12 protein-coding genes are annotated in these 23,055 nt (G+C 59.5%); 8 read left to right on the forward strand and 4 right to left on the reverse strand.

Annotated features, from left to right (window positions below):
• The first annotated feature begins 104 nt into the window (after window positions 1-104).
• The 4 genes from HXW73_RS06170 (at window position 105) to HXW73_RS06185 (ending at window position 11,848) form a co-directional block, all read left to right on the forward strand.
• Window positions 105-6,767: a peroxidase family protein gene (locus HXW73_RS06170; protein ID WP_186255377.1), complete on the forward strand. Its 6,663-nt coding sequence runs from the start codon at window positions 105-107 to the stop codon at window positions 6,765-6,767.
• A gap of 93 nt (window positions 6,768-6,860) precedes the next feature.
• Window positions 6,861-8,609, forward strand: coding sequence for a type I secretion system permease/ATPase (locus tag HXW73_RS06175; protein WP_186255378.1), 1,749 nt, complete (start codon window positions 6,861-6,863; stop codon window positions 8,607-8,609).
• The gene (locus HXW73_RS06180; protein WP_186255379.1) at window positions 8,606-10,510 is read left to right on the forward strand and encodes a calcium-binding protein; all 1,905 of its coding nucleotides are present in this window, start codon (window positions 8,606-8,608) and stop codon (window positions 10,508-10,510) included. The genes HXW73_RS06175 and HXW73_RS06180 overlap by 4 nt, the downstream gene beginning before the upstream one ends.
• A gap of 9 nt (window positions 10,511-10,519) precedes the next feature.
• Window positions 10,520-11,848, forward strand: coding sequence for an HlyD family type I secretion periplasmic adaptor subunit (locus HXW73_RS06185; protein ID WP_186255380.1), 1,329 nt, complete (start codon window positions 10,520-10,522; stop codon window positions 11,846-11,848).
• Between the two features lie 58 nt (window positions 11,849-11,906).
• Here HXW73_RS06185 and cmoB read toward each other — a convergent pair whose 3' ends face one another.
• Genes cmoB through cmoA form a run of 3 tightly spaced genes read right to left on the reverse strand, consistent with a single transcriptional unit; the run spans window position 11,907 to window position 15,076 of the window.
• The gene (gene cmoB, locus HXW73_RS06190) at window positions 11,907-12,893 is read right to left on the reverse strand and encodes a tRNA 5-methoxyuridine(34)/uridine 5-oxyacetic acid(34) synthase CmoB (RefSeq protein WP_186255381.1); all 987 of its coding nucleotides are present in this window, start codon (window positions 12,891-12,893) and stop codon (window positions 11,907-11,909) included.
• Between the two features lie 15 nt (window positions 12,894-12,908).
• Window positions 12,909-14,339, reverse strand: coding sequence for a phospholipase D-like domain-containing protein (locus HXW73_RS06195; RefSeq protein WP_186255382.1), 1,431 nt, complete (start codon window positions 14,337-14,339; stop codon window positions 12,909-12,911).
• Window positions 14,336-15,076 (reverse strand): carboxy-S-adenosyl-L-methionine synthase CmoA, encoded by a 741-nt coding sequence (gene cmoA / locus HXW73_RS06200; RefSeq protein WP_186255383.1) that lies wholly within the window; start codon window positions 15,074-15,076, stop codon window positions 14,336-14,338. The genes HXW73_RS06195 and cmoA overlap by 4 nt, the downstream gene beginning before the upstream one ends.
• A gap of 108 nt (window positions 15,077-15,184) precedes the next feature.
• Here cmoA and pgi point away from each other — a divergent pair, with 108 nt between their 5' ends.
• The 4 genes from pgi to serB all read left to right on the forward strand — a co-directional run bounded on the left by pgi (window position 15,185) and on the right by serB (window position 22,241).
• On the forward strand, window positions 15,185-16,879 hold the full coding sequence (gene pgi, locus HXW73_RS06205) for a glucose-6-phosphate isomerase (protein WP_186255384.1): 1,695 nt from the start codon (window positions 15,185-15,187) through the stop codon (window positions 16,877-16,879).
• A 263-nt stretch (window positions 16,880-17,142) separates the two neighbouring features.
• Window positions 17,143-19,038 carry a DNA topoisomerase IV subunit B gene (gene parE, locus HXW73_RS06210; protein ID WP_186255385.1) on the forward strand — a complete coding sequence of 632 codons (1,896 nt, stop codon included), beginning with the start codon at window positions 17,143-17,145 and terminating at the stop codon, window positions 19,036-19,038.
• A 6-nt stretch (window positions 19,039-19,044) separates the two neighbouring features.
• Window positions 19,045-21,297, forward strand: coding sequence for a DNA topoisomerase IV subunit A (gene parC / locus HXW73_RS06215; protein WP_186255386.1), 2,253 nt, complete (start codon window positions 19,045-19,047; stop codon window positions 21,295-21,297).
• A 20-nt stretch (window positions 21,298-21,317) separates the two neighbouring features.
• Window positions 21,318-22,241, forward strand: coding sequence for a phosphoserine phosphatase SerB (gene serB, locus HXW73_RS06220; RefSeq protein WP_186255387.1), 924 nt, complete (start codon window positions 21,318-21,320; stop codon window positions 22,239-22,241).
• Between the two features lie 7 nt (window positions 22,242-22,248).
• Here serB and HXW73_RS06225 read toward each other — a convergent pair whose 3' ends face one another.
• Window positions 22,249-23,019, reverse strand: a complete 771-nt coding sequence (locus HXW73_RS06225) for a DUF6694 family lipoprotein (protein ID WP_186255388.1) — start codon at window positions 23,017-23,019, stop codon at window positions 22,249-22,251.
• Between the last annotated feature and the right edge of the window lie 36 nt (window positions 23,020-23,055).

Consider the following 23,055-nt stretch of genomic DNA (forward strand, 5'->3'; position numbering starts at 1 on the left):
TAAAGACAGAAAACAGCGGACCGCTGGTGACGTTTAGGGACCGCAAAATAACGTTTCTCTTAAAAAGAATAAGTCGCAGAGCCCGGTGGGGCCTGGGAGGGAACATGGCTGTCAAAATGAACCAACATGATCTGCAATTCATCCTGGATCAGATCAAGATCGCGGAAGCGCATGCGGCGGGAGAATCGCTGGCCGAGCTCGTCGGCAGCTCGCTTTTGCCGTATGGCCTGCGCACGGTCGATGGAAGCTACAACAACTTCGTGGTTGGTCGCGAGCAGTGGGGAGCTTCGGGAGAGCCATTCGGTCCGATCACCGAAGGCTCTTTTCCTGTAGGAAGTGGTGCCCTGCCGGTGGGCTCCAACTATCCGACGAACAATGATTACGGTGAGAACGGCCATGTCGTGGACGCCGAGCCACGTCTGATCTCGAACCTGATCGTCGATCAGACGCTGGACAATCCGGCGGCAATCGCGACCGCGCTCCAGCATGCTGGGATGAACGGCCAGCCGATGCTCGACGCCGTGGGCGAGATTCGCGCGCAGCACGAACTCGTAAGGACGCTGGATGAGGAAACCCCTGAATACGTGACGGCGAAGGGCGAACTCGATACGCTGCTCGCCTCGTACGAGATCGAGATGGATGGCAGCACCATCATGTTGCCGAACGCCGCCCCCGACGAGGGGCTTTCAGCCTCCTACAATGCCATCTTCACGCTTTTTGGTCAGTTTTTCGACCACGGTCTCGACATGGTCTCAAAAGGCGGAAACGGCACTGTTTTCATGCCACTATCACCGGACGACCCGCTCTACAACCCGGCCAGCCCGCATACGAATTTCATGGTGATGACTCGCGCCACCACTGGCGAGGCCGCGGCGAACGTCACCACGCCCTGGGTGGACCAGAACCAGACCTATACCTCGAACCCATCGCACCAGGTCTTTTTGCGGGAATATATCGAGAGCACGAATGGGCCGGTTGCATCCGGAAGGTTGCTCAATGGCGATCGCGGCCTCGCCACCTGGGGCGACGTAAAGGAGCAGGCACGTGTGATGCTCGGCATTGAACTGACCGATATGGATGTCAGCGCGGTGCCTGAGCTCCTCGTCGATCCCTACGGTGAGTTCATCCGCGGCGACAACGGCCTGCCGCAGATACTCGCAGCCTTCCGCAAGACGGGTGAAGATGAAGAAGGGAATCCGGTTCTCGAGGCGATCTATGTAGAGGGCAACCGACAAGATCCTGTCAACCCGTCAGCGATCAGCCTGCTTGCCGGCACGGAAATTTATGATTCTACGAGTGGCGAGAACAGGGCAGTTGCCGCAGACGAGACGTTTTCGGCCGCGCGCACGAGCAACGCCTTCCTCGACGACATCGCTCACGCGGCGGTCGTGGTCACGGACAACAACGGCGCGCTTGTCACCGACGTTGACGACGTGGCGGGCAACTCCGTCGCGATGAACAACCGCGGTCAGAATACCGAATACGATGATGAGCTCCTCAATGCTCACTACATCACCGGCGACGGCCGTGGGAACGAGAACATCGGCCTGACGGCCATCCACCATATCTTCCACTCCGAGCACAACCGCCTCGCCGAGCAAGTGAAGGAAGTGGTGCTCGAGAGCGGCGACCTCGACTTCCTTAACCAGTGGCTGAGCGGCGCGGAACTCACCTCCTGGCCCAGCGAATCCGAGAACCTATCCTGGGACGGCGAGCGAATCTTTCAGGCGGCCCGCTTCACGACCGAAATGGAGTACCAGCACCTCGTATTCGAGGAGTTTGCGCGCAAGATCCAGCCGGACATCGATATCTTTAACATTCAGATAGGGAATGTTTCCTCGGAACTGAACCCGGTGATCTTCTCCGAGTTCGCGCATGTCGTCTATCGGTTCGGCCACTCGATGCTCAACGAGACAGTCGACCGCATCGATGTGGAGGGAAATCGCTCGGACATGGATCTGTTCGAGGCGTTCCTGAATCCGCTGGCGTTCGGCTCGGAGACCGTGAGTCACGAAGAGGCGGCGGGTGCCATCCTGCGGGGGATGTCCGCGCAGACCGGAAACGAGATCGACGAGTTCGTCACCAACACGCTGCGCAACCAGCTTCTGGGCATCCCACTCGACCTGGCTGCGATCAACATCGCCCGCGGCCGCGACACCGGTATGCCGACCCTGAACGATGCGCGTGCCCAGTTCATGGAGATAGCTGACGGAGATACACAGCTTCGCCCCTACACGAGCTGGGCGGACTTCGCTGAGAACATGAAGAACCCCGCGTCCCTAGTCAATTTCATCGCCGCCTACGGGACGCACGACTCAATCACCGAGATGGTTGATGACGGGCAGGGTAATTTGCGCGAGAAAACGCTCGAGGAGAAACGTGATGCCGCGATGCAACTCGTCGGCCTGTCGGACCCGACCGAGACCATAGCGGCTTCGGTCGAGAATGCGAGCTTCGAGATGGATTCGCTAGCGTCGGGAGAGTCGGGAGTCATCACTCACGCCAACGGAAACTATACCACCGCGGCTCCGACTGGCTGGACGCTTACCGGCCAAGGCGGCTTGATCGCCCCGGCGGCGGGCGTCGTCGACGAGACCGGTATCGAGGGTACGAATGTGGCGTGGCTCCGCGAGAGCGGAATGCTGTCGCAGGCCACTGGCCAGACCCTTGAGGAGGGAGACAGCTATCGCCTGACGCTCGATATTGGTGATCGCACGAACATGGACTGGCCCGGCGGAGAGGCGCGGCTTGTCGCGGGTGGGGTAGTGTTGGCGACGGTCTCGCTGACTGCTCCCGCCGAAGATGGTGGCTGGGCAACCTTCTCGTTCGATACTGGCACGATCACCGCTGCACAGGCGGATCAGGAGCTCAGTATTGAGATCCAGCAAACCGGCGGTGGGTCCAATCAGATACTGATCGACAACGTGCGTCTCGATGTCGAGCGACCCACCGAGATTACCGATCGGCTCGACTTCCTGAACAGCACCGGTGCTTGGAGCGCCTTGGAGACAGGCCTGAACAACATCGACCTCTGGGTCGGTGGCCTGGCCGAGAAGAAGATGCCTTTTGGCGGCATGCTCGGCTCCACCTTTGCCTTCGTCTTCGAAATGCAGCTTGAGAACCTGCAGGACGCCGACAGGTTCTACTACCTGTCACGGACTCAGGGGCTGAATCTTTTGTCGGAGCTTGAAAACAACTCCCTCGCCAAGATGGCCCTGGCAAATACCGACCTCGGGGAGACGGGTTTCGCGCTCTCGGACGATATCTTCTCGACACCGGATAACATCCTCTATGTCGATCCCAACAAGCAGAGTGTGTTGACCGGCTTGGAAGATCCCCAACACGAGGATCCGTTCCTGCAATCCGCCTCTCAGCTGGTCGAGCGTGGAGCGCCCGACGCGGAAGGTAACGGCGCCTACCTGCGCTACAACGGCGCCGATCACGTCCTCATCCAGGGTACCGAAGGCAACGACCGGATCGTCGCTGGTGGTGGCGACGACACCGTCCGCGGCGGAGCGGGCGACGACCGAATCGAGGCCGGGTACGGTGTCGACAAGGTCGACGGCGGGGAGGGGGATGACATCATCACCAACTCCGGGACCGACATTGGTGCCGTCGACATGTTCAAGGGCGATGAGGGCAACGATGTCATCCACGGCGGCAGCGGCATGGCGCTGATCTTCGGTGGCCGTGGCAAGGACTTTCTCGTCACCGGCCCGGACGGATCCGAGATCCGCGCGGGTATGGGGGATGACTTCCTCCTCGGCGGCGACGGCATGGACATCCTCTTCGGCAACGAGGGTAACGACTGGGTCGAGGGCAAGGGTCGCTTTGACTACATCGCTGGCGACAACGGCGATATCTTTTTCAACTCCACGATCATCGGCCACGACATCATCAATGGCGGTCAGGGCGACACCGATTACGACGGCGATTCAGGTGACGACATCATGGTAGCCAGCGAGGGTGTTCAAAAGAACATCGGCATGTGGGGCCACGACTGGGTCATCCACAAAGGCCAGATGGTCGGCGCCGATGCCGACATGAACGTCCCGGTTTTCGCCTCACTACCGGTCGAGGTGCTGCGCGATCGCTTCAGTCAGGTGGAGGCGCTGTCAGGCTGGGTGCACGACGACATCCTCCGCGGCGACAACCGGAGTGACGAAGAAAATGATGTTACGCCGCTGATCGCCGACCCGACGCCCGAGGGTAACTTCGTCCACAACGAGCTCGACCAGGCAGGCATCGCACGGATCGAGGGCCTCGGCGAGCTGATCACCCCGGAGATGATGCGCGACGCAGAATACTGGGCCGATGGCTCAGGAACTGTGAAGTCGGTCTTCACCGGTGGCAACATCCTGCTCGGTGGCGGCGGCAGCGACGAGATTGAGGGGCGTGGCGGTGACGATATTATCGACGGCGATGCATGGCTCAACGTGCGCATCTCGATTAGGGAGAACCTCGACGGCACCGGCACTGAGATCGCCTCGGTCGACAGCATGGGCGGGCTAGTGACACTCAACATCGGCGGCACGGATGTCACTAAGACGTTGACGGCCTGGATGGTCGAGGGCCAGTTTAACCCCGGCCAATTGCAGATCGTCCGCGAGATCCTCAAAGATGACTCCGGTACCGACAAGGCTCTCTATTGGGATGATCGTGCCGCGTATGAGATCACGGCGGACGATGATAACGGCCGGCTTACGGTCGCGCATGTCGACGTCGACGACGGAGCATTTGACCCGGTGAACGGGAAGAACCGTGTCTCGGACGGCACTGATCTCGTCAGCAATATCGAAGTGCTGTCCTTCGGTGATGGCGACATTCGGGTCTTCACGGGCACCAGCGGGAACGACGTCGGTACGACGCGCCTCGATGGGACCGACGGGGACGACATCCTGATCGGCCTTGCCGGCAACGACAACCTGCTTGCGGCCGGCGGCGATGACCTTGTATTCGGCGGTGCCGGCGACGATCGCTTGATCGGCGCTGATGGCGACGACACCCTCGACGGCGGCGAAGGGAATGATTTCCTCAACGGCCAAGACGGCAACGACGTTCTCCTCGGCGGAGCAGGGGACGATAATTTGACCGGTGGCCTTGGCGACGACCTCCTCGAAGGCGGCGACGGCAACGATATTCTCAATGCCACCGCCGGTAACGATTCACTGCTTGGTGGTGCCGGCAACGATAACCTCAACGGCGGCGGTGGCGACGACGTTCTGAACGGAGGCGCCGGCGACGACGTCCTGTTCGGCAGTGCCCATGACGACCTGCTTATTACCGAGGCCGATGGCGGTCGCGACATCTTAGATGGCGGCAACCATATCGACACCGCGGAAATCCGCGGAAGTGCCGACGAAGCCGAAACCTTCGCGATCCTTGATCGGGCCAATGCAGAGGCGCGGAACTTTACCAACCTTGCCGCCGGAACGGAGATTGTCATCGTCCGCAACGGCTTAGTGATGGCGGAACTCGCCAACATTGAGGAAATCGTCATTGATGGCCAGGGCGGCGGTGATAGTTTTGAGATAGCCGGCAACTTCACCGGGACCAGCCTGGCGATGAGCACCATCCACGTGATGGGCTCGGAGGACGATGATGTCTTGGACATCTCTGCACTGAGTTCGGCACATCGGGTGGTTTTCAAGACCCAGGGCGGCCACGATACGGTCGTGGGCGAGCTCAGGGAGCAGGATGTCGTCGAACTTGCTGACGGCACGACGCTCGCTGAGATGGCCGAAGGGCTTGAAGGTGACGGCGAGCAGAGGGTTGGCGACGAGGAAAACTCCGTCAGCTTCGAGGCCGTGCCCGAGGTGGAGCAGCCCGTAGAGGGTGATACCAGCGGTGGTGATGATACCGAGGAAGAGGACGAAACCGTCGACGAGTCGGAGGTCGAGGAAGGCGAGGATGACGATGTTGCCCCCACTCCTGTATCACCCATCCCGGTAGCAGCGATGGCTGGCAGCGAGGTCGCTGACGCGCTGGTCGGAACGGCGGACAGCGATACCATCATGGCCCTGGGCGATCGAGATGTGGTGTTCGGCCATGACGGCGACGACGATATCTTCGGCGGCGACGGCGCCGACATGCTCTACGGCGATGACGGCGATGACCGCATTCTTGGCGAGGACGGCAACGACTTCATCAATGCCGGCGCAGGCGACGACACGGTCTTCGGCGGCGACGGCGATGACCTGTTCGTGGCCGAAGCCGATGACGGTGACGATACCTACTACGGCGACGACATGGTGGGGGGCACCGGCAGCGACACGCTGGACATGTCAGCGATCACGGCGGCGATCACGGCGGATCTGGGCACCGGGTTCATGGGGCGTGGCAGTGTCTCGAGCACTCAAACCGGCAATGATGGGCTGTGGGGGGTCGAGAATATCGTTACGGGATCGGGGGACGACACGATCACGGCGAACCACGCGGCCAACGTAATGGACGGCGGCGCGGGCAACGACACCTTCCGCTTCCACTCCGCAGCGGATGCGGACGGCGATACCCTCATGGGCTTCCAGCCTGGCGACCGTATTGATCTCAGTGGCATTGACGCGAATGGTTGTGCCTCGGATAACCAGAGCTTCACGTTGGTGAACGAGGCCTTCACAGGTGCCGGGCAGCTCATGTTCAGCCATCAAACGCTCGACGGTGAGGACTATACCGTTGTTCAGGGCAACACGACCGGAGGCGATGATGACGACTTCTCAATCAGCATCAAGGGTCGGCATGAGCTAGGAGTGAACGACTTCAACCTCTAACAAACGATAACGACAACAAGAACGATCCCTGCGGGCGGGCATGCCCGACCGCAGGGATAGCCCGTTCAATTTAGGGGACAGGGGGTAGTTCACATGCGCAAAAGAGACGCCAAGACGTCAGCAAAGCGCAAGAGCGCAGAACAGCTGACCCAAGGTTTTCGAGGGATCTTTTTCTTCCTGTTCAGCATGTCGGGGATCATCAACATCCTCGCACTGACAGGTGCCTTCTACATGTTGCAAATCTATGACCGAGCGTTGACCAGCGGGAGCATTTCGACGCTGATCGCCATCTCCGTTCTGGCGCTCGGCCTGTATTGCTTTCAGGGAATGTTCGACATCATCCGTACCCAAATTCTTGTTCGCGTCGGCGCGCGCCTCGACAAACGTGTCGCGCCGATGGCCCATCGGGTCGCTATCGACATGCCGCGCTTCGGGTTTTCGACCGCTGAATCACTGGAGCGTGGTCGTGACGTTGATACCGTGCGCGGCTTCCTGGGAAGCCAGGGGCCCATCGCACTGCTGGATCTTCCCTGGATGCCGCTGTTTTTGGTATTCGTCTATGTATTGCACCCCTACCTGGGTGCGCTGGTTTTTCTTGGTGGGTTCATCCTTGCCATGCTCGCGATCGTCACGGAGCTGCTGACCGCCAAGCTGAGCAGCGCCATGCAGCAGGCGGTTGTCACCCGCAACACCATCGCTGACTCGAATGCCCGAAATGCCGAAATCCTCAAGGCGATGGGCTTCGCCGGTCGTGCAGTGGCTCGCTTCAATCGCGCCAACGACGATCATCTGGAGTTGCAGACCCGTACGAACGATGTCAGCGGCACCCTCGGGGCGGTCTCACGCGTTTTGCGGATGATCCTGCAGTCAGCTGTCCTTGGCCTAGGTGCCTTGCTGACTATCCAGGGAGAGCTTAGCGCCGGTGCCATCATTGCCGCTTCCATCGCGTCTGCGCGGGCGCTCGCCCCCATCGATCTTGCGATCGGCAACTGGAAGAGCGTCGTCGCTGCGCGAACCGCGTTCGGACGACTCAAGGAAACGGTCGTGGCGTTGGCGGAGGCTGACGAACCGATGGAACTACCCAGCCCGAGTTCCTCCCTCAAAATCGAGAACATCACCGTCGCAGCACCCGATTCCGGACAAGTCCTGCTCAGCGAGGTGAGCTTCGAACTGAAGGCTGGTCAGGCGGTTGGGATCATCGGTCCTAGCGGTGGTGGCAAGACCACGTTGCTGCGCGCGTTGACAGGCATCTGGCCCGTACTTCGTGGCAGCGTGCGGCTCGATGATGCGGAGCTTTCGCAATGGCACGATGAAGCCCTCGGTCAGTTCATCGGCTATCTGCCCCAAGAGGTCGCGCTGCTTAATGGCACGATCGAAGAGAACATCTCGCGGTTTCAGGAAACACCGGATTCCCAGGCAGTCGTGGCGGCGGCGATGGCTGCGAGCGTCCACGAGATGATCGTGCGCTTGCCAAACGGCTATCGAACGCAGCTTGGCTCGCTTGGAGCGTCCCTGTCCGGCGGTCAGCGCCAGCGGATCGGACTCGCCCGTGCGCTTTTTGGCAATCCCTTCATCGTGGTTTTGGACGAACCCAATTCCAACCTCGACGCGGAAGGCGAAGCAGCGCTGACGGCGGCTATTCAAGGCGTGAGGCAGCGTGGGGGCATCGCCGTTTTAGCCGCTCACCGCCCAAGCGCTCTGGCGGCTGTTGATCTCGTGGGTATTATTCAGAATGGCCGGTTGGCCGCTTTTGGTCCGAAGGACGAAATCATCGGCAAGTCCAACGTGCGCGAAGTGCATCCTGCCAAGTCGCCTGTGAAGGAGGCATCTGCCGGATCATGATTAACGTCAAAGGCACGAAAAACGCCTCACCGGAGACTGATATCTCGCAGCGCTACGTGCAGAAGAGCGGGGATGAGATTTCTCGGACGGCGCTGGTTGTCGGCGGTCTACTGACGGGGATCGCGGCTTACCTGGGCTCAATCTTTTCCTGGGGTCGCGAGCCCGAATCGCAGTCGGAGGAGCCGGTCGCTATTGCCGCGGAGGCCGGAAGTCCAGAGGACATGGTTGATGGAACCGCCTCTCAGCAAAAAACGCCTGAGTTGCCTGATGCCGAACCTCCCGGCTCCGCAATCGCTCCGGTCGCCGATGCGCCGAGATCGACCCCCCTTAGCTATCTAGGCGAAAGCGAAGGTACACCCTTAGTCGCCGGAACGGCAGTCAGCAATGCAGGTGCTGAAAGGATGGACCGAGTGGGCGGCGGCGTCGGCATGCCGCCTGCCGGTATTGCTAGCCCCGCCGTTAATCGCGCCGCTCCATCGCTAAACGACGACCTGCCCATGGGAGGCAATGTTCCCACGGATGGCGATGGTTCTTCAGACGACGAGGGTTCTACAGACGATGAGGGCTCTACCGATGGCGACCCACTCGACCCTGGAGATGACGACGATGATGATGCCGATACTCGCGCCGACGGCAACCGTGCGCCTCGCGTGTCAGGCCCTGTCTATCTGCTGGACGTGGCGCCTTGCGTGGCGTTCTTAATCGCCTTCGACGATCTTTTGAGCAACGCAGAGGATCCTGATGGCGATGTTCTCTCGGTTCAAAACCTGACGGTGTCCTCCGGTACGCTGACGCAAGCGGAAGGCGGTTGGATGTTCCAGAGCGACAGCGGGCCCGTGACCGTCATCTATGAGGTCACCGACGGCGAGCATGCCGTCGAGGCGATCGCCCGTTTCTCGGTCGTCAAGCCGCCAGTTGTTATAGGAACTTCCGCAAACGACATGCTTCTGGGCAGCCTGTGTGCTGATGAGATCGACGGCGCAGGAGGCCATGACAACATTGATGGTCGGGCCGGCGACGACGTCATAAACGGCGGTGCGGGAGACGACCACATCGTCGCTGGAGACGGTGACGATGTGGTATTCGGCGGCGATGGCAATGACATTATTTTCGGCGGCGCGGGCAACGATCATCTTTTCGGCGGTACCGGCGACGATAGGCTATTTGGCGATAATGGCGATGACGTGATCTTCGGCAACGCTGGCGCGGATCGACTGAGCGGAGGAGACGGCGACGATCTGCTGCTCGGGGGCGATGGTAACGATGTGATCATGGATGATACGGGTCGCGACACGGTTTTCGGCGGCATGGGAAACGACTGGGTCGTGGCAGCGCTCGACGCGGACGATGACGTGTACGACGGCGGCGCGGGCACGGACACCCTGGACTACAGCCACGCGTTGGAAAGGCTCGTGGTTGATCTCGTCAACGGCGTTGCCAGCGGCGTGGAAATCGGCCATGACGCCATCAGCGGGTTTGAGAATGTACTGGGAGGCCTGGGAGCCGATCAGTTCATCCTCGGAAGTCAAGCGGCCACGCTTACTGGCGGCAGGGGTGATGACGTCTTTGCGTTTGCCAGCGCCGGTGGTGAAAGACCGAACGCCGTTTCACACGAGATCATGGACTTTGGGGTCGGAGATCGTATCCGTATATCTGAATACGATATTTTCTGGATTGCCAACGACGAGTCAGATGATTATTTCGAACAAACCTACCACGGTAACGACGATGACGATTCGCCGATACGCTATCGCCACGATCGGGACGATGGGAGTGAGTGGACCGTGATCGAGACGGGGCTTGAGGACGATGGAATGTGGGCGACGGCCGTTATGCTGCAGGGAACACACAAGCTGTCATGGTCTATAGAGCGTGACGATGGCCTTGAGTGGCTATCATAGGAGCACAGGATGAGCACAAATAATCAATCCAGTGGCGAAGGCAAGCCTTCGCCGAAGCCAGAAAACGCTTTTCGACTCGGCCCGCGCGTCTTTGTTGGCACGGCGCTCGCCCTGTTTTTGTTGCTGGGAGCGGGCGGCTGGGCCGCGAGCGCTCAACTAAGAGGGGCTGTCATCGCACAAGGCTCCGTAACGGTAGATCAGGACTTGAAGTCGATACAGCATCGAGACGGCGGTATCGTCAGCGAGATAGCGATTAGGGAAGGGGACTTCGTTCAAGCGGGAGATGTGCTGCTTCGGCTCCAAGACACAGAAACGAAGGCGGAGCTTTCGATCGTGCGCTCTAAGCTCGCTGAATTGGCCATAAGAAGAGCACGGCTTCTCGCAGAACGAGATGGGCTTGCGGAAATCGAGTTCCCGGCCGATTTGGATGCCAATGACTCTCCGGATGTCTTCCTTGGTGAAACGCGCCTCTTCGATGGTAATCGCACAAGTCTCCAAAGCAAGAAGCAGCAGCTCGAACTCAGCGTCGAGCAAATTGCAGATGAGATAAAGGGGCTGGAAGCTCAGCAGCAATCGAAAGACGATGAATTCCGTCTAGTCGCAACCGAATACGAGGCGAATAAAGGCCTCGTTGCCAAAGGGGTGATTGCGCGAACACACCTTGTTCCAATCGCTCGTGACAGAGCAAAACTTTCAGGTGAACGCGGTGAGATCCAGGCTTCCATTGCCAGAGCAAGAACCCGCATGAGTGAAATTCGTCTCCAGATTATTGCGATCGACGACAATGCCCGCACCGAGGCCCAGCGAGAATTAAGCGACGTGGAGGCCGAATTTTCGGAACTGCGCGACCGGCACATAGCCATCGAAGATCGGCTATCGCGAACGGACATTCGCGCGCCGATTTCTGGAACCGTCAATGAACTGAACATCCATACAATAGGAGGTGTGATTACGCCGGCCGAAGAGCTTGTCACCATTGTGCCTGAAGAGGCCAAACTGAAGGTTGAGGTGAAACTTGCTCCGGTATCCATCGACCAGCTCTGGGTCGGACAGCCGGCCAGGCTGCGTTTCACTGCCTTCAACCAGAGAACGACCCCTGAGCTCAAAGGTGAGATCGTCTATGTCTCCGCAGCAACGACACGCGACGACTCGACGGGCGAGACCTACTACCTTGGCGATGTCGACGTGTCTGCAGCAGAGCTTGAGAAGCTTGGCGCCATCACGCTGCTGCCGGGGATGCCCGTCGAAGTCTTCATCATGACCGAGGAGCGCACCGCAATGACGTATTTTATTAAGCCGATCACCGACCAGTTCAGCAGGGCCTTCCGTGAAGAGTAAAGCGCCTTATTCGGAAATTCCGATTGTTACAGGGGAGCTGACTAGCAAGAGATACGTTTTAATCGCCTTTATTCGCCAGAATCACCGCCCGGCGTGGGGCGGGGTAGCCTTCAATGGTGCGGGTGCGGTCATCGGGATCAAGAAAATCCGCGAGCGACTGGTACGTCATCCACTCGGTGGAGCGCTGCTCGTCAAGCGTGGTGACCGCTTCATCGACGACTCGCACGTTGGTAAAGCCACAGCGCTCAAGCCAGTGGCAGAGCGCTTTTGAAGAAGGGATGAAGTAGACATTGGGCATGGCGGCGTAGCGCTCGCCGGGTACCAGTACCGTCTGCTCATCGCCTTTGACCACCAGGGTTTCCAGCACCAGTTCACCGCTGGGGGTCAGGGCGCCCTTTAGCTGTTGAAGATGTTCAAACGGTGAAACGCGGTGGTATAGCACGCCCATGGAAAATACCGTATCGAAGAAGCCCAGATTATCCGGCACGTCTTCGATACCTGCCGGCAGAAACTGCGTTCGATGGCCATCGGCATCACCGATAAAGTGGCGAAGCGCCTGAAACTGCCAGTAAAAGCGCGGTGACGGATCAATGACCAGCACAAAGGCGGCGCCTTCCCCGGCCATGCGCCAGGCGTGATAGCCGCTACCGCCACCCACGTCGAGGACTTTGCGGTATTTTAGCGGCGCGAGATGCGGCGCGACTCTTTGCCATTTCCAGTCGGAGCGCCACTCGGTGTCGATCTCAATGTCGCCCAGCCGGAAAGGCCCTTTGCGCCAGGGAGCGAGCTTTTTAAGCAGATTGAAGCACTGGCGCTGCTGGCTATCGGTCAATTCAATATCGACAGTCACGGTATCGCTTGTCAGGTCGACACGTCGCTCGCTTGGCAGCGCGGGCAGTTTGGCCACGGCTTTTTCCCAGGCAGGTAAGTCGCCGTGGCGGTTACGGTCAAGGCCGCGCGCCAGTTGCTCGGGCAGGCGTGCCAGCCAAGTGTCCAGGCCCTGATCGATAAAGGTGTGGTAAAGCTCGCCGTGGGGGTGGGACATGGGTGTCTCGCTGTTTTAGAAAGTGCACCAGCCACTGGCTTCCATCAGTCGATACTGCCAGTAGCGGCGACGAGAGGCGTCGAGGTATGTCTCGGGGCCGGTACTGTAGTGTTCGCCGTCGGTATTGTGCCAGTGGCGCTCGAAGGCTGCTCGGGCCTGTTTAATGATGGGGTCATCGCTGTCGGCGACCCACTCGAGATTGGCCTCGAAGTTGAGGTCGTCGAGGCTGCGTCGGGTATAGTTGGCCGAGCCTAGCAGCAGATGCGCGGGGCGCGTGCCAGCATGGCGCAGCAGTAATTTGCTATGGGCCTGTTCGCCGTGGGTATCACTCCAGCGCAGTTGGATGTCGGCGTTGACCAGGTCGTTGGCCGCCTGGCGATTGGGAATGCCGCTGCCGGAGACACCGAAGGCATGGTGGTTGGGGTCGAGCAGCACGCGTACCTCAACTCCTCTTGCTGCGGCTTTGACCACTGCGGCGATCACCCTGCGGTGGGAGAGGTAGAGTACCTCGATATCGAGCCGTTCGTCGGCGCGGGCGTCATCAATGATCGCCAGCAGGGCACCTTTGATGGCGCCTTCGCTAAGCAGCCGCAAGCGCGGGGTGTCGCCACTTGTGTTGTTAGCGGCTATCGTCGGCTGGGCGTGGTCGAGGGGGACGCCGCTGTGGGCGGCAATCTCGCGTTCGGAGGCGAGCAGGTCGAGGGCGGTATCGCCGGAGACGCGCAGCGCGATGTCACGGTAGTCGCTGCTGCCATCGTCGGTGTTGGCTGTACTGACGACGGCAGTCCAGCGATCGCCTTCGTCCACTACCAGGGTCTTGCGGTGGTTGGCGTTGAGGTTAAGCAGGGTCAGGTAGCTGCGAAGACCTACTTTGCCCGGACCGATAGGGTTAGGTAGCCAGCCGCCGCGGGGCGAGTGGCGCAGCCAGCGAAAGCACAGTCGCCATAGCGAGGTCCAACTGGGGTTAGGGTCACGTCCGATCGTCAGGTCGGTGGTGGCGACGCGGATGCCAGCCGCTTCAAACTGTCGATGGTGGCTCAGCTCGCGCCCGCCGTAGACAGCGTTGATGGGATCGGTGATTACCACCATTTCGATATCAGGGCGCTGGTGCTTGCGGGCCAGGAGGGCGTCGCGCAGTGCCACCGATATCTGGCGATAACAATCGTGGCGGTCGTCGGCGGGGTCGTTGAACTGGAATATATCCAGTACTACCAGCTTTTCGGCCTGGCCGATCAGACGCAACATCTCGTCGAAAATCTGCTGCCGGCAGTGGCGTTGGTCGTCGGCATCGACAAAGGTCTCGTCGAGGAGCAACTGCGGTGCAACAGGCGTCCGCCACTGGCCTTCGATGCCAAGGCCGGAGGGTAACCGCTTGCGCGAGTGCCACCAAACCGTGACTAGGTAGAGGGCCAGTGCGCCAGCGGTCAGGACGACCCAGATACTCATGGCTTGAAGGCGATCAGCGAGGCGAAGTTCAAATACTGGAACCAGGTCATCGAGCGCGGAAAACCCGCTTGCTTCAGGCGGTCGTGAAGAACTTCAAGGGTGTCGGGGACCAGTACGTTCTCAAGCGCCGTGCGCTTCTGGCTGATTTCCAACTCGCTGTAACCGTTGGCGCGCTTGAAATCGTGGTAACGCTCGACCCGCCAGGCGTTGTCCCGCTCGTCGGCGTCGACGGTTTTCTCGGAAAGAATCAGCACGCCTCCTGGCTCAAGCGCATCAAACAGCCGCTTCAAAAGCGCATCGCGGTCGCCAGGCGGCAAAAACTGCAGGGTGAAGTTGAGAATGATCATCCCCGAAGGGGCATACTCAAGCGAACGGATGTCGGCTTCTTCCACCCGCATGGCGTGGTCGGGGCATTCGTCCAAAAAGGTTTGCCGTGCCTGTTCGGCCATGGCCGGTGACAGGTCCACCCCGGTATAGCGAAAGGCATCGGCGGGCAACGCACCGGCCAGGGCCAGCCCTGAAGCGCCCAGCGAACAGCCCAAATCGTAGACATGGGCGCCGTGGCGTAGATGGCGCTGGGCGATCAAGCTCAGCATGCCCAGGATCTGCCCGTAGCCGGGTACCGAACGGCGGATCATATCGGGAAAGCACGCGACCACCTGTTCGTCAAAGGAGAACCTTGCCACCTTATCTAAGGGTGTCGAAAAGATAGCGTCACGGTAAGATGCATCACTCATGGTCAAGCCAGGATTATTAATGAGGCTGCGTAGTTTACGCGTCCTTCGTAAGTGAGAACAGTAATCCAGAACAGACCCTGCACGGAACGAGGCCACAGGAGAGGGCAAATGGCTGCATCATCACGCACAACCCCTGATTCGCTACCCGCATGGCAAACGCTCAAGCAGCACGCCCAGGCGCTGGAGCATGTCCATCTGAAAAACCTGTTTGGCAACGACCCAGGCCGCTGGACACACTTTACCCGCCAGGTGGCCGGCTTGACCCTGGATCTCTCCAAGCAGCGCTGGGACGACGATACCCTTGAGCATCTGCTGGCGCTAGCGGATGAGGCAGGGGTGCCGGGGGCGATCGAGGCGCTGCTGAGTGGCAAGCGGGTCAACGTCAGCGAAAACCGCCCGGCCTTGCACACGGCCCTGAGGTTGCCGCCGGGGACGAGCTTGAACGTGGAAGGGGAAGACGTGGCGGCGGCGGTACATGAAAGCCTGACCCAAATGGAACGCTTGGTAGATCGTTTGCATGCGGGCCAGTGGCGCGGCGCCACCGGCAAACCGATTCGCCATGTGGTAAACCTGGGCGTCGGCGGTTCGGATCTTGGTCCACTGATGGTCACTCACGCGCTGGCCGACTACCGACCTGACGATATTCATCCAGTGGAGGTTCATTTTGCCTCGACCATGGATGGCTCGCAGCTTGCCGATTACCTGACGCGCTTTAACCCCGAAACCACGTTGTTTGTGCTGTCGTCAAAGTCGTTTACCACCATCGATACGCTGTCCAACGCCAATACCGCACGCGATTGGTTGATAGGGCGGCTGTCGAAGCACGGTGAGCTACCCAGCGCCAACCCGGTCAGTGAAGAGCTGATCATTCGCCAGCACTTTATCGGTGTGTCGGCAAGCCCCGATAAAATGAGCGAATGGGGCATCACCCCCGACCATCAGCTGATGTTCTGGGAGTGGGTCGGCGGGCGCTATTCGCTGTGGGGCACCATTGGCTTGCCGATTGCGCTGGTGGTGGGCATGGAGAATTTCCGCGAGCTGTTAGCCGGCGCCCACGCCATGGACCGCCACTTTCAGGATGCGCCCCTGGCTGAAAATTTGCCGGTGCTGCTCGGGCTGGCGGGTATCTGGAACGTCAATTTTCTCGATATTCGTGCCCACTCGATTTTGCCGTATGACGGTCGCCTGGAGTATTTTGCTGCCTACCTTGAACAGTTGGAGATGGAGTCCAACGGCAAGTCGGTGACCAGTCAGGGTCAGGCGGTCAATTATTCCACCTGCCCGGTGCTTTGGGGGCAACTGGGGCCTAATGCCCAGCATGCGTTCTATCAATTGCTCCACCAGGGGACCCAATCGGTTGTATGCGACTTTATCGCGCCGCTCAAGCGTTACGATGAGGTGGAAGACCCGGATACCCGCCGCCACCTGAAATCCCAGCACCGGCTGGCGTTGGCCAATTGCTTTGCCCAATCGCGGGTGCTGATGCTCGGCGACGACGCCATTGATGACGATGGCCCGCGCCCGGCGCATAAGCGCTACCGGGGCAATCAGCCGTCTACCACGGTGCTGCTGGATAAGCTGACGCCGGCAACGCTGGGTTCCCTGATTGCGCTCTATGAGCATAAGGTGTTTGTCCAGGCGGTGATCTGGGATATCAATCCGTTTGACCAGTGGGGCGTTGAGCTAGGCAAACAGATTGCCACCGATACCCGGAAAATTATCGATCACCAGGGCGACCTGTCGCGGATGGATGCGTCCAGCCGCGGCTTGATTGAAGCCTTTTGGGCGGCTGAGCAGGAGTAATCAGGCAATTGTGTCGTTAGCATATGTCGGCACATAGAAAGGGCGCCGGGGATAGGTCGTAGAGGGGGTTATTTGCCATGGATGGCAAATGTAGCGCCCAGGGACGGGTTTACAGCGCCCCCTCGTAGACCTATCCGCGGGGAAGCCCTTTCGTGCTTCGCTATCGATAAATATGGCTGGATATACAGCATTTTGCTTTTCGGCTATCCTGTATCCCTTTGAAAGCATTCATGCGTGCATGACCCTTCAGGAATCGACGTTACATGACCCAGTTTGATGCCTCCCAGTACGGCGCGAGTTCCATCGAAGTCCTCTCAGGGCTCGAGCCGGTACGAAAGCGTCCCGGTATGTATACCGACACCTCGCGGCCCAACCACCTCGCTCAGGAAGTCATCGATAACAGTGTCGATGAAGCGCTGGCGGGCCACGCCTCGGCGATCAGCGTCGTGCTGCATAGCGACGGCGCGATTGAAGTGCAGGATAACGGCCGTGGGATGCCGATCGATCTGCACCCCGAGCATGGTGTGTCGGGCGTCGAGCTGATCTTTACCAAGCTGCATTCTGGCGGCAAGTTCTCGTCTGAAAGCTACCGTTTTTCGGGCGGCCTGCACGGCGTCGGCGTGTCGGTCGTCAATGCGTTGTCGCGCCGTCTGGATGTCGAAGTCACCCGCAACGGCGCGCGCCATGCCATGGCGTTCGAGTACGGGGAAAAGGTCGAAGAACTGCGCGAAATCGGCAAAGCGGCCAAGCGCGCCAGCGGCACGCTGGTGCGGTTCTGGCCGGATGAAAGCTACTTCGATAGCCCCAAGCTCGCGCTGGCCAAACTGAAGCACCTGTTGCGCGCCAAGGCAGTACTTTGCCCTGGGCTTGCCGTTACCCTGGTTGAGCCCGACGGCACCAAAACCGAGTGGGCCTACGCAGATGGGCTTCGCGACTACCTGGCAGAAGCCACAGATGGTTATGAAGTGGTGCCGGCTGAGCCCTTTATCGGTCACTTCAACGACGATGAAAACGGCGTGGACTGGGCTATCCAATGGTTGCCCGAAGGCGGCGATGCGCTATTGGAAAGCTATGTTAACTTGATCCCCACCCCGCAAGGCGGCACCCACGTGAACGGGTTTCGCTCGGGGTTGCTCGACGCGCTACGCGAGTTCTGTGAATACCGCAGTTTACTGCCCCGTGGCATCAAGCTCACCGCTGATGATTTGTGGGAGCGCGCGTCCTTTGTGCTCTCGGTCAAGATGCTGGACCCTCAGTTTGCCGGGCAAACCAAAGAGCGGCTTTCGTCGCGAACAATTGCAGGCTTTGTGTCAGGGGTACTCAAAGACGCTTTCTCACTGTGGCTCAATCATCACGTCGACCAGGGCGAAGCTCTCGCCGAGATGGTGATTAGCGCTGCTCAGCGCCGCCAGAAAAAAGCCAAGAAGGTGGCGCGTAAGAAGGTAACTTCAGGCCCGGCACTGCCCGGCAAGCTTGCGGACTGTTCGGGGCAGGACCCCGCCCAGAGCGAGCTGTTTCTGGTCGAGGGTGACTCCGCCGGGGGCAGTGCCAAGCAGGCGCGTAACCGCGAGACCCAGGCGATCATGCCGCTGCGTGGTAAAATTCTCAATACTTGGGAAGTCGAAACCCACGATATCTACAGTTCCCAGGAGGTCCACGATATCGCGGTGGCGATCGGCGCCGACCCGGGTAGCGCCGATCTGGAAAAATTGCGCTACCACAAAATCTGTATTCTCGCTGACGCCGACTCCGACGGCCTGCATATCGCCACGCTGCTGTGTGCGCTGTTCGTCAAGCACTTCCCCAGCCTGGTGGACGCCGGACATGTTTATGTGGCCATGCCGCCGCTTTACCGCATCGACCTGGGCAAAGAGGTTCACTACGCCCTCGACGAAAGCGAAAAAGCCGGGATCCTCAAGCAGTTGGCGCAGAAACGTGGCACTCCGAACGTACAGCGCTTTAAGGGCCTGGGTGAAATGAGCCCGCTTCAACTGCGCGAAACCACCATGGCGGTGGAAACCCGCCGTCTGGTTCAGCTTACCCTCGATGAAGGGGACGGCACGCTTGAAATGATGGATATGCTGTTGGCCAAAAAACGCGCCGGTGACCGCAAGAAGTGGCTGGAAGATTACGGCAACCTCGCAGACATTGAGGTATAACCCCCGATGACCATGGATATTCAGGTAGCGGAAGGCGACGTCGAACGCTTGTCCTTGCGCGATTACACCGAAAAAGCGTACCTCGACTACTCGATGTACGTGATTCTCGACCGCGCCTTGCCCAATATTGGCGATGGCATGAAACCCGTGCAGCGGCGGATTATCTACGCCATGCGTGAGCTGGCGCTGCATGCTAACGCCAAGTACAAGAAGTCGGCGCGCACCGTCGGCGACGTGCTGGGTAAATTTCATCCCCATGGCGACAGCGCCTGCTATGAAGCCATGGTGCTGATGGCACAGCCATTTAGCTATCGCTACCCGCTGGTGGACGGCCAGGGCAACTGGGGTAGCCCTGACGACCCCAAATCGTTTGCCGCCATGCGCTACACCGAAGCCAAACTCTCCAAGTTTGCCGAAGTGCTGCTCAGCGAGCTGGGTCAGGGGACTGTCGACTGGGTGCCTAACTTTGACGGCACTATGCAAGAACCGCTGGTGCTGCCCGCGCGCTTGCCGCATGTGCTGCTCAATGGTGGCACCGGGATTGCCGTTGGCATGGCGACCGATATTCCGCCGCACAATGTGTCTGAGGTCGTGGACGCCACCTGTCATTTGTTACGCAACCCGAAGGCCACGACGACCGACCTGATGGACTTCATCCCCGCGCCGGACTTTCCGACCGACGCGGAAATTATTACCCCTCAAGAAGACCTGCGTAAGCTCTACGAATCCGGGCGGGGCTCGGTCAAGCTGCGCGCTCGCTACGAGCGGGAAGACGCCAACATTGTGATTACCGCCGTACCGTATCAGGTCAGTGGTGCCAAAGTATTGGAACAGATAGCCGCCCAGATGCAGGCCAAAAAGCTGCCCATGGTGGCCGACCTGCGCGATGAATCGACCCACGAAGAACCCACCCGCCTGGTGATTGAGCCGCGTTCCAATCGCATTGACGTTGAGTCGTTGATGGATCACCTGTTTGCGACCACGGATCTGGAAAAGAACGTGCGGGTCAACATGAACGTGATCGGCCTGGATGGCCGCCCAAGGGTGATGCCGCTGCCCGAGATGCTGGGCGAATGGCTGCGTTTTCGTCGTGGGACGGTGCGCCGCCGTCTGGAGCACCGCTTGGGCAAGGTGGAAGACCGCCTGCATATTCTGGAAGGTCTGCTCACCGCCTACCTGAATATCGATGAGGTGATTCGCATTATTCGTGAGGAGGATGAACCCAAGCCTGCACTGGTAGAGGCCTTCAGCCTCTCTGAACGACAAGCGGAAGCGATCCTGGAGCTGCGCCTGCGTCATCTTGCCAAGCTTGAAGAGATGAAGATCCGCGGCGAGCAGGATGAGCTGGAAAAAGAGCGCAAATATCTACAGGGTCTGCTGGGCAGTGAAGCCAAGCTGACCACGCTGATCGAAAAAGAGCTTCGCGCGGCGGGTAAAGAGCATGGCGATGCACGCCGCTCGCCACTGGTCGCCCGAGCTGATGCCAAGGCATTGTCCGAAGTCGAGCTGCTGGGGGCTGATCCGATCACCGTTGTGCTGTCTGAGAAAGGCTGGATTCGGTCCGCCAAGGGCCACGATATCGACCCCGAAGGGCTGTCCTATAAAGCAGGCGATCGTTTCCAATTGGCGGCACGAGGCAAAACCAACCAGCCCTTGGTGTTGCTGGATGATACCGGCCGTGCCTATACGCTCAGTGCCCATAACCTACCCAGTGCAAGGGGGCAGGGGGAGCCAGTCACCGGGCGCGCGAATGTGTCGGCAGGTGCCCGGATGGCCGGGTTAATGCTGGCCCCTGCCGAGCGGCGTTTTGTACTGGCAAGCGACGGCGGCTACGGCTTTATTGCCCGTTTGGAGGCGCTCACCGGTAAAAATAAAGCAGGCAAGGCAGTGCTTAGCCTGCCCAAAGGCTGCAGTGTAATGGCGCCGGTTGAAGTGCCTGAGGGCGACGAACTCTGGGTAGCCTCGGTCTCTAACGAAGGCCGACTACTGCTGTTCCCCTTGGATCAATTGCCTGAAATGGCCAAGGGCAAAGGCAACAAGATGCTGGATATCCCCGGCCCGCGCGCCGCGCGCCGTGAGGAATTCGTGCGCAGCATCGCGGTAATTAAAGACAGCGATGCCCTGGAGCTGCACGCCGGTAAGCGAAAACTCACGCTGAAAACCGATGATTTGGCCTATTATCGCGGCGAGCGAGGTCGGCGGGGCAGCAAGTTGCCACGCGGTTTCCAAAAGGTTGATTGGATAGGGGCAGGGGAATAAATAATGGCAGGAACTGAGTGATGGCAAGCGGCGATTTGATCTTAACCGTGTTAGCGCCGCGGTTAACCGCGGAGATTCAATCCCAGGTAGATGCCCTGAGGGTACAATTTGGCCTGCAGGAAAACAGCACCCAGCGGCTGTCAGATGTGGCGCAGGGCGAGCGCATCGACTGCCTCGAGATGTGCTTGTGGGGGGCTGATGCGGATCTTGAGGCGCTGCGACAAGCCGCGCTGGTTTTGAGCGAAACCTTGAACGTGGACATTGTGGTCCAGCAGAACTTGCGCAAGCAGGTGCAGCCTCGGCTGGTGTGCTTTGATATGGACTCCACGCTGATCAAGGCCGAAGTGATTGATGAGTTGGCCTATCGTCATGGCGTGGGCAATGAGGTTGCCGAGGTTACCGAACGGGCGATGCGGGGAGAGCTGGATTTTCAGCAAAGCTTCCGCGAGCGGATGAGTAAACTGGCCGGCTTGGATGAGTCCGTACTTGCCGAGATAGCCGCCGAGCTTCCGCTGATGGAAGGCGTAGAACGGCTGATGGCCAACCTCAAACGCCTGGGCTATCGCACCGCGATACTCTCCGGTGGTTTCACCTACTTCGCTGACTACCTGCAGCATAAGCTCGGCTTCGATGAGGTCCACGCCAACGAGCTGGTGATCGAGAATGGCAAGGTCACCGGCGAGGTGCGCGAGCCGATTGTCGACGCGGACCGTAAAGCCGAACTGCTGGCAACCATTGCCCAGCGGGAAGGCTTGACACTCGAGCAGACAATTGCGGTGGGCGATGGCGCCAATGACCTTAAGATGCTCGCTAAAGCAGGCCTGGGGATTGCCTACCGCGCCAAACCCATGGTGCGGGCACAGGCGCGCCAAGCCATTTCACACCTCGATATTGATTCGGTGCTGTACCTTATCGGTTACCCAGACGCCGATTTGACCGACTGATATAACGTCAGGGCCCTTGCGAGGGTCCTTCTTGCTCGCCGGAATGAGCGGCCATGTCGCCATACTCTTCGCGCAGCTGATCGAGTCTCTCACGCTGTCGCTCGCTAAGCGGCGGCGCGTCCCAAAGCGGGTTGCCTTCGGCGTCGTGCAAGCCTTCGATGGTGACATTGAACTGGGCATCATCGGGAATCTCGCGATTACCCCAGGGGCCAAAACGGTTGGGGGCCAAGCGCCATTGAGCGCTTTCGCCCGGGGCTAAACCGCCGGGAATCACGTAATAAAACGCTTCATCGACCCAGGGCGCGTCGAGACCAGGGCTGCTGACAACGCCTCTGAGTGACAGCTCCGAGATACGTTGGTCAGAGCCGTTGGTGACTTCCAATTCAATAACCGGCTCCAGCGCACCGTAGGGGCTTGTGCTCATGTAAAAATCGGCGCTGTCGAGGGTCACCTGAGCCCGTTGCTCGCGGTCATGTTGCGCATTAGCCTGCTTTTCTTCAAGCCGGGAGAGAATGCCCAGCGCCTGATTGCGTTCCCGTGCCCGGCGGTTACGCAGCAACTCATTGGCTTTCTCTATTGCTTCGTCACCTGTGAGCCCATGCATGTAGGCGTTAGCCGACTCGGCGATCTCCGCGGCGTTCATCGGCCTTGGGTTAAGTATATCGATACCGTTGAACGATGACATCGCCATGATGGTTAGCGCCTGATCAAATTCATCGCGTTTGTATGCGGGCAGTGAGTCGCGCACTTCTTCTACGGATACAACAGCAGCGGGCATTGAGCTGGTATCAATTCTGGGCTCTGAACAACCCGT

This window comes from Halomonas sp. SH5A2, assembly GCF_014263395.1.
In the GTDB taxonomy this organism is placed as follows: Bacteria; Pseudomonadota; Gammaproteobacteria; order Pseudomonadales; family Halomonadaceae; genus Vreelandella.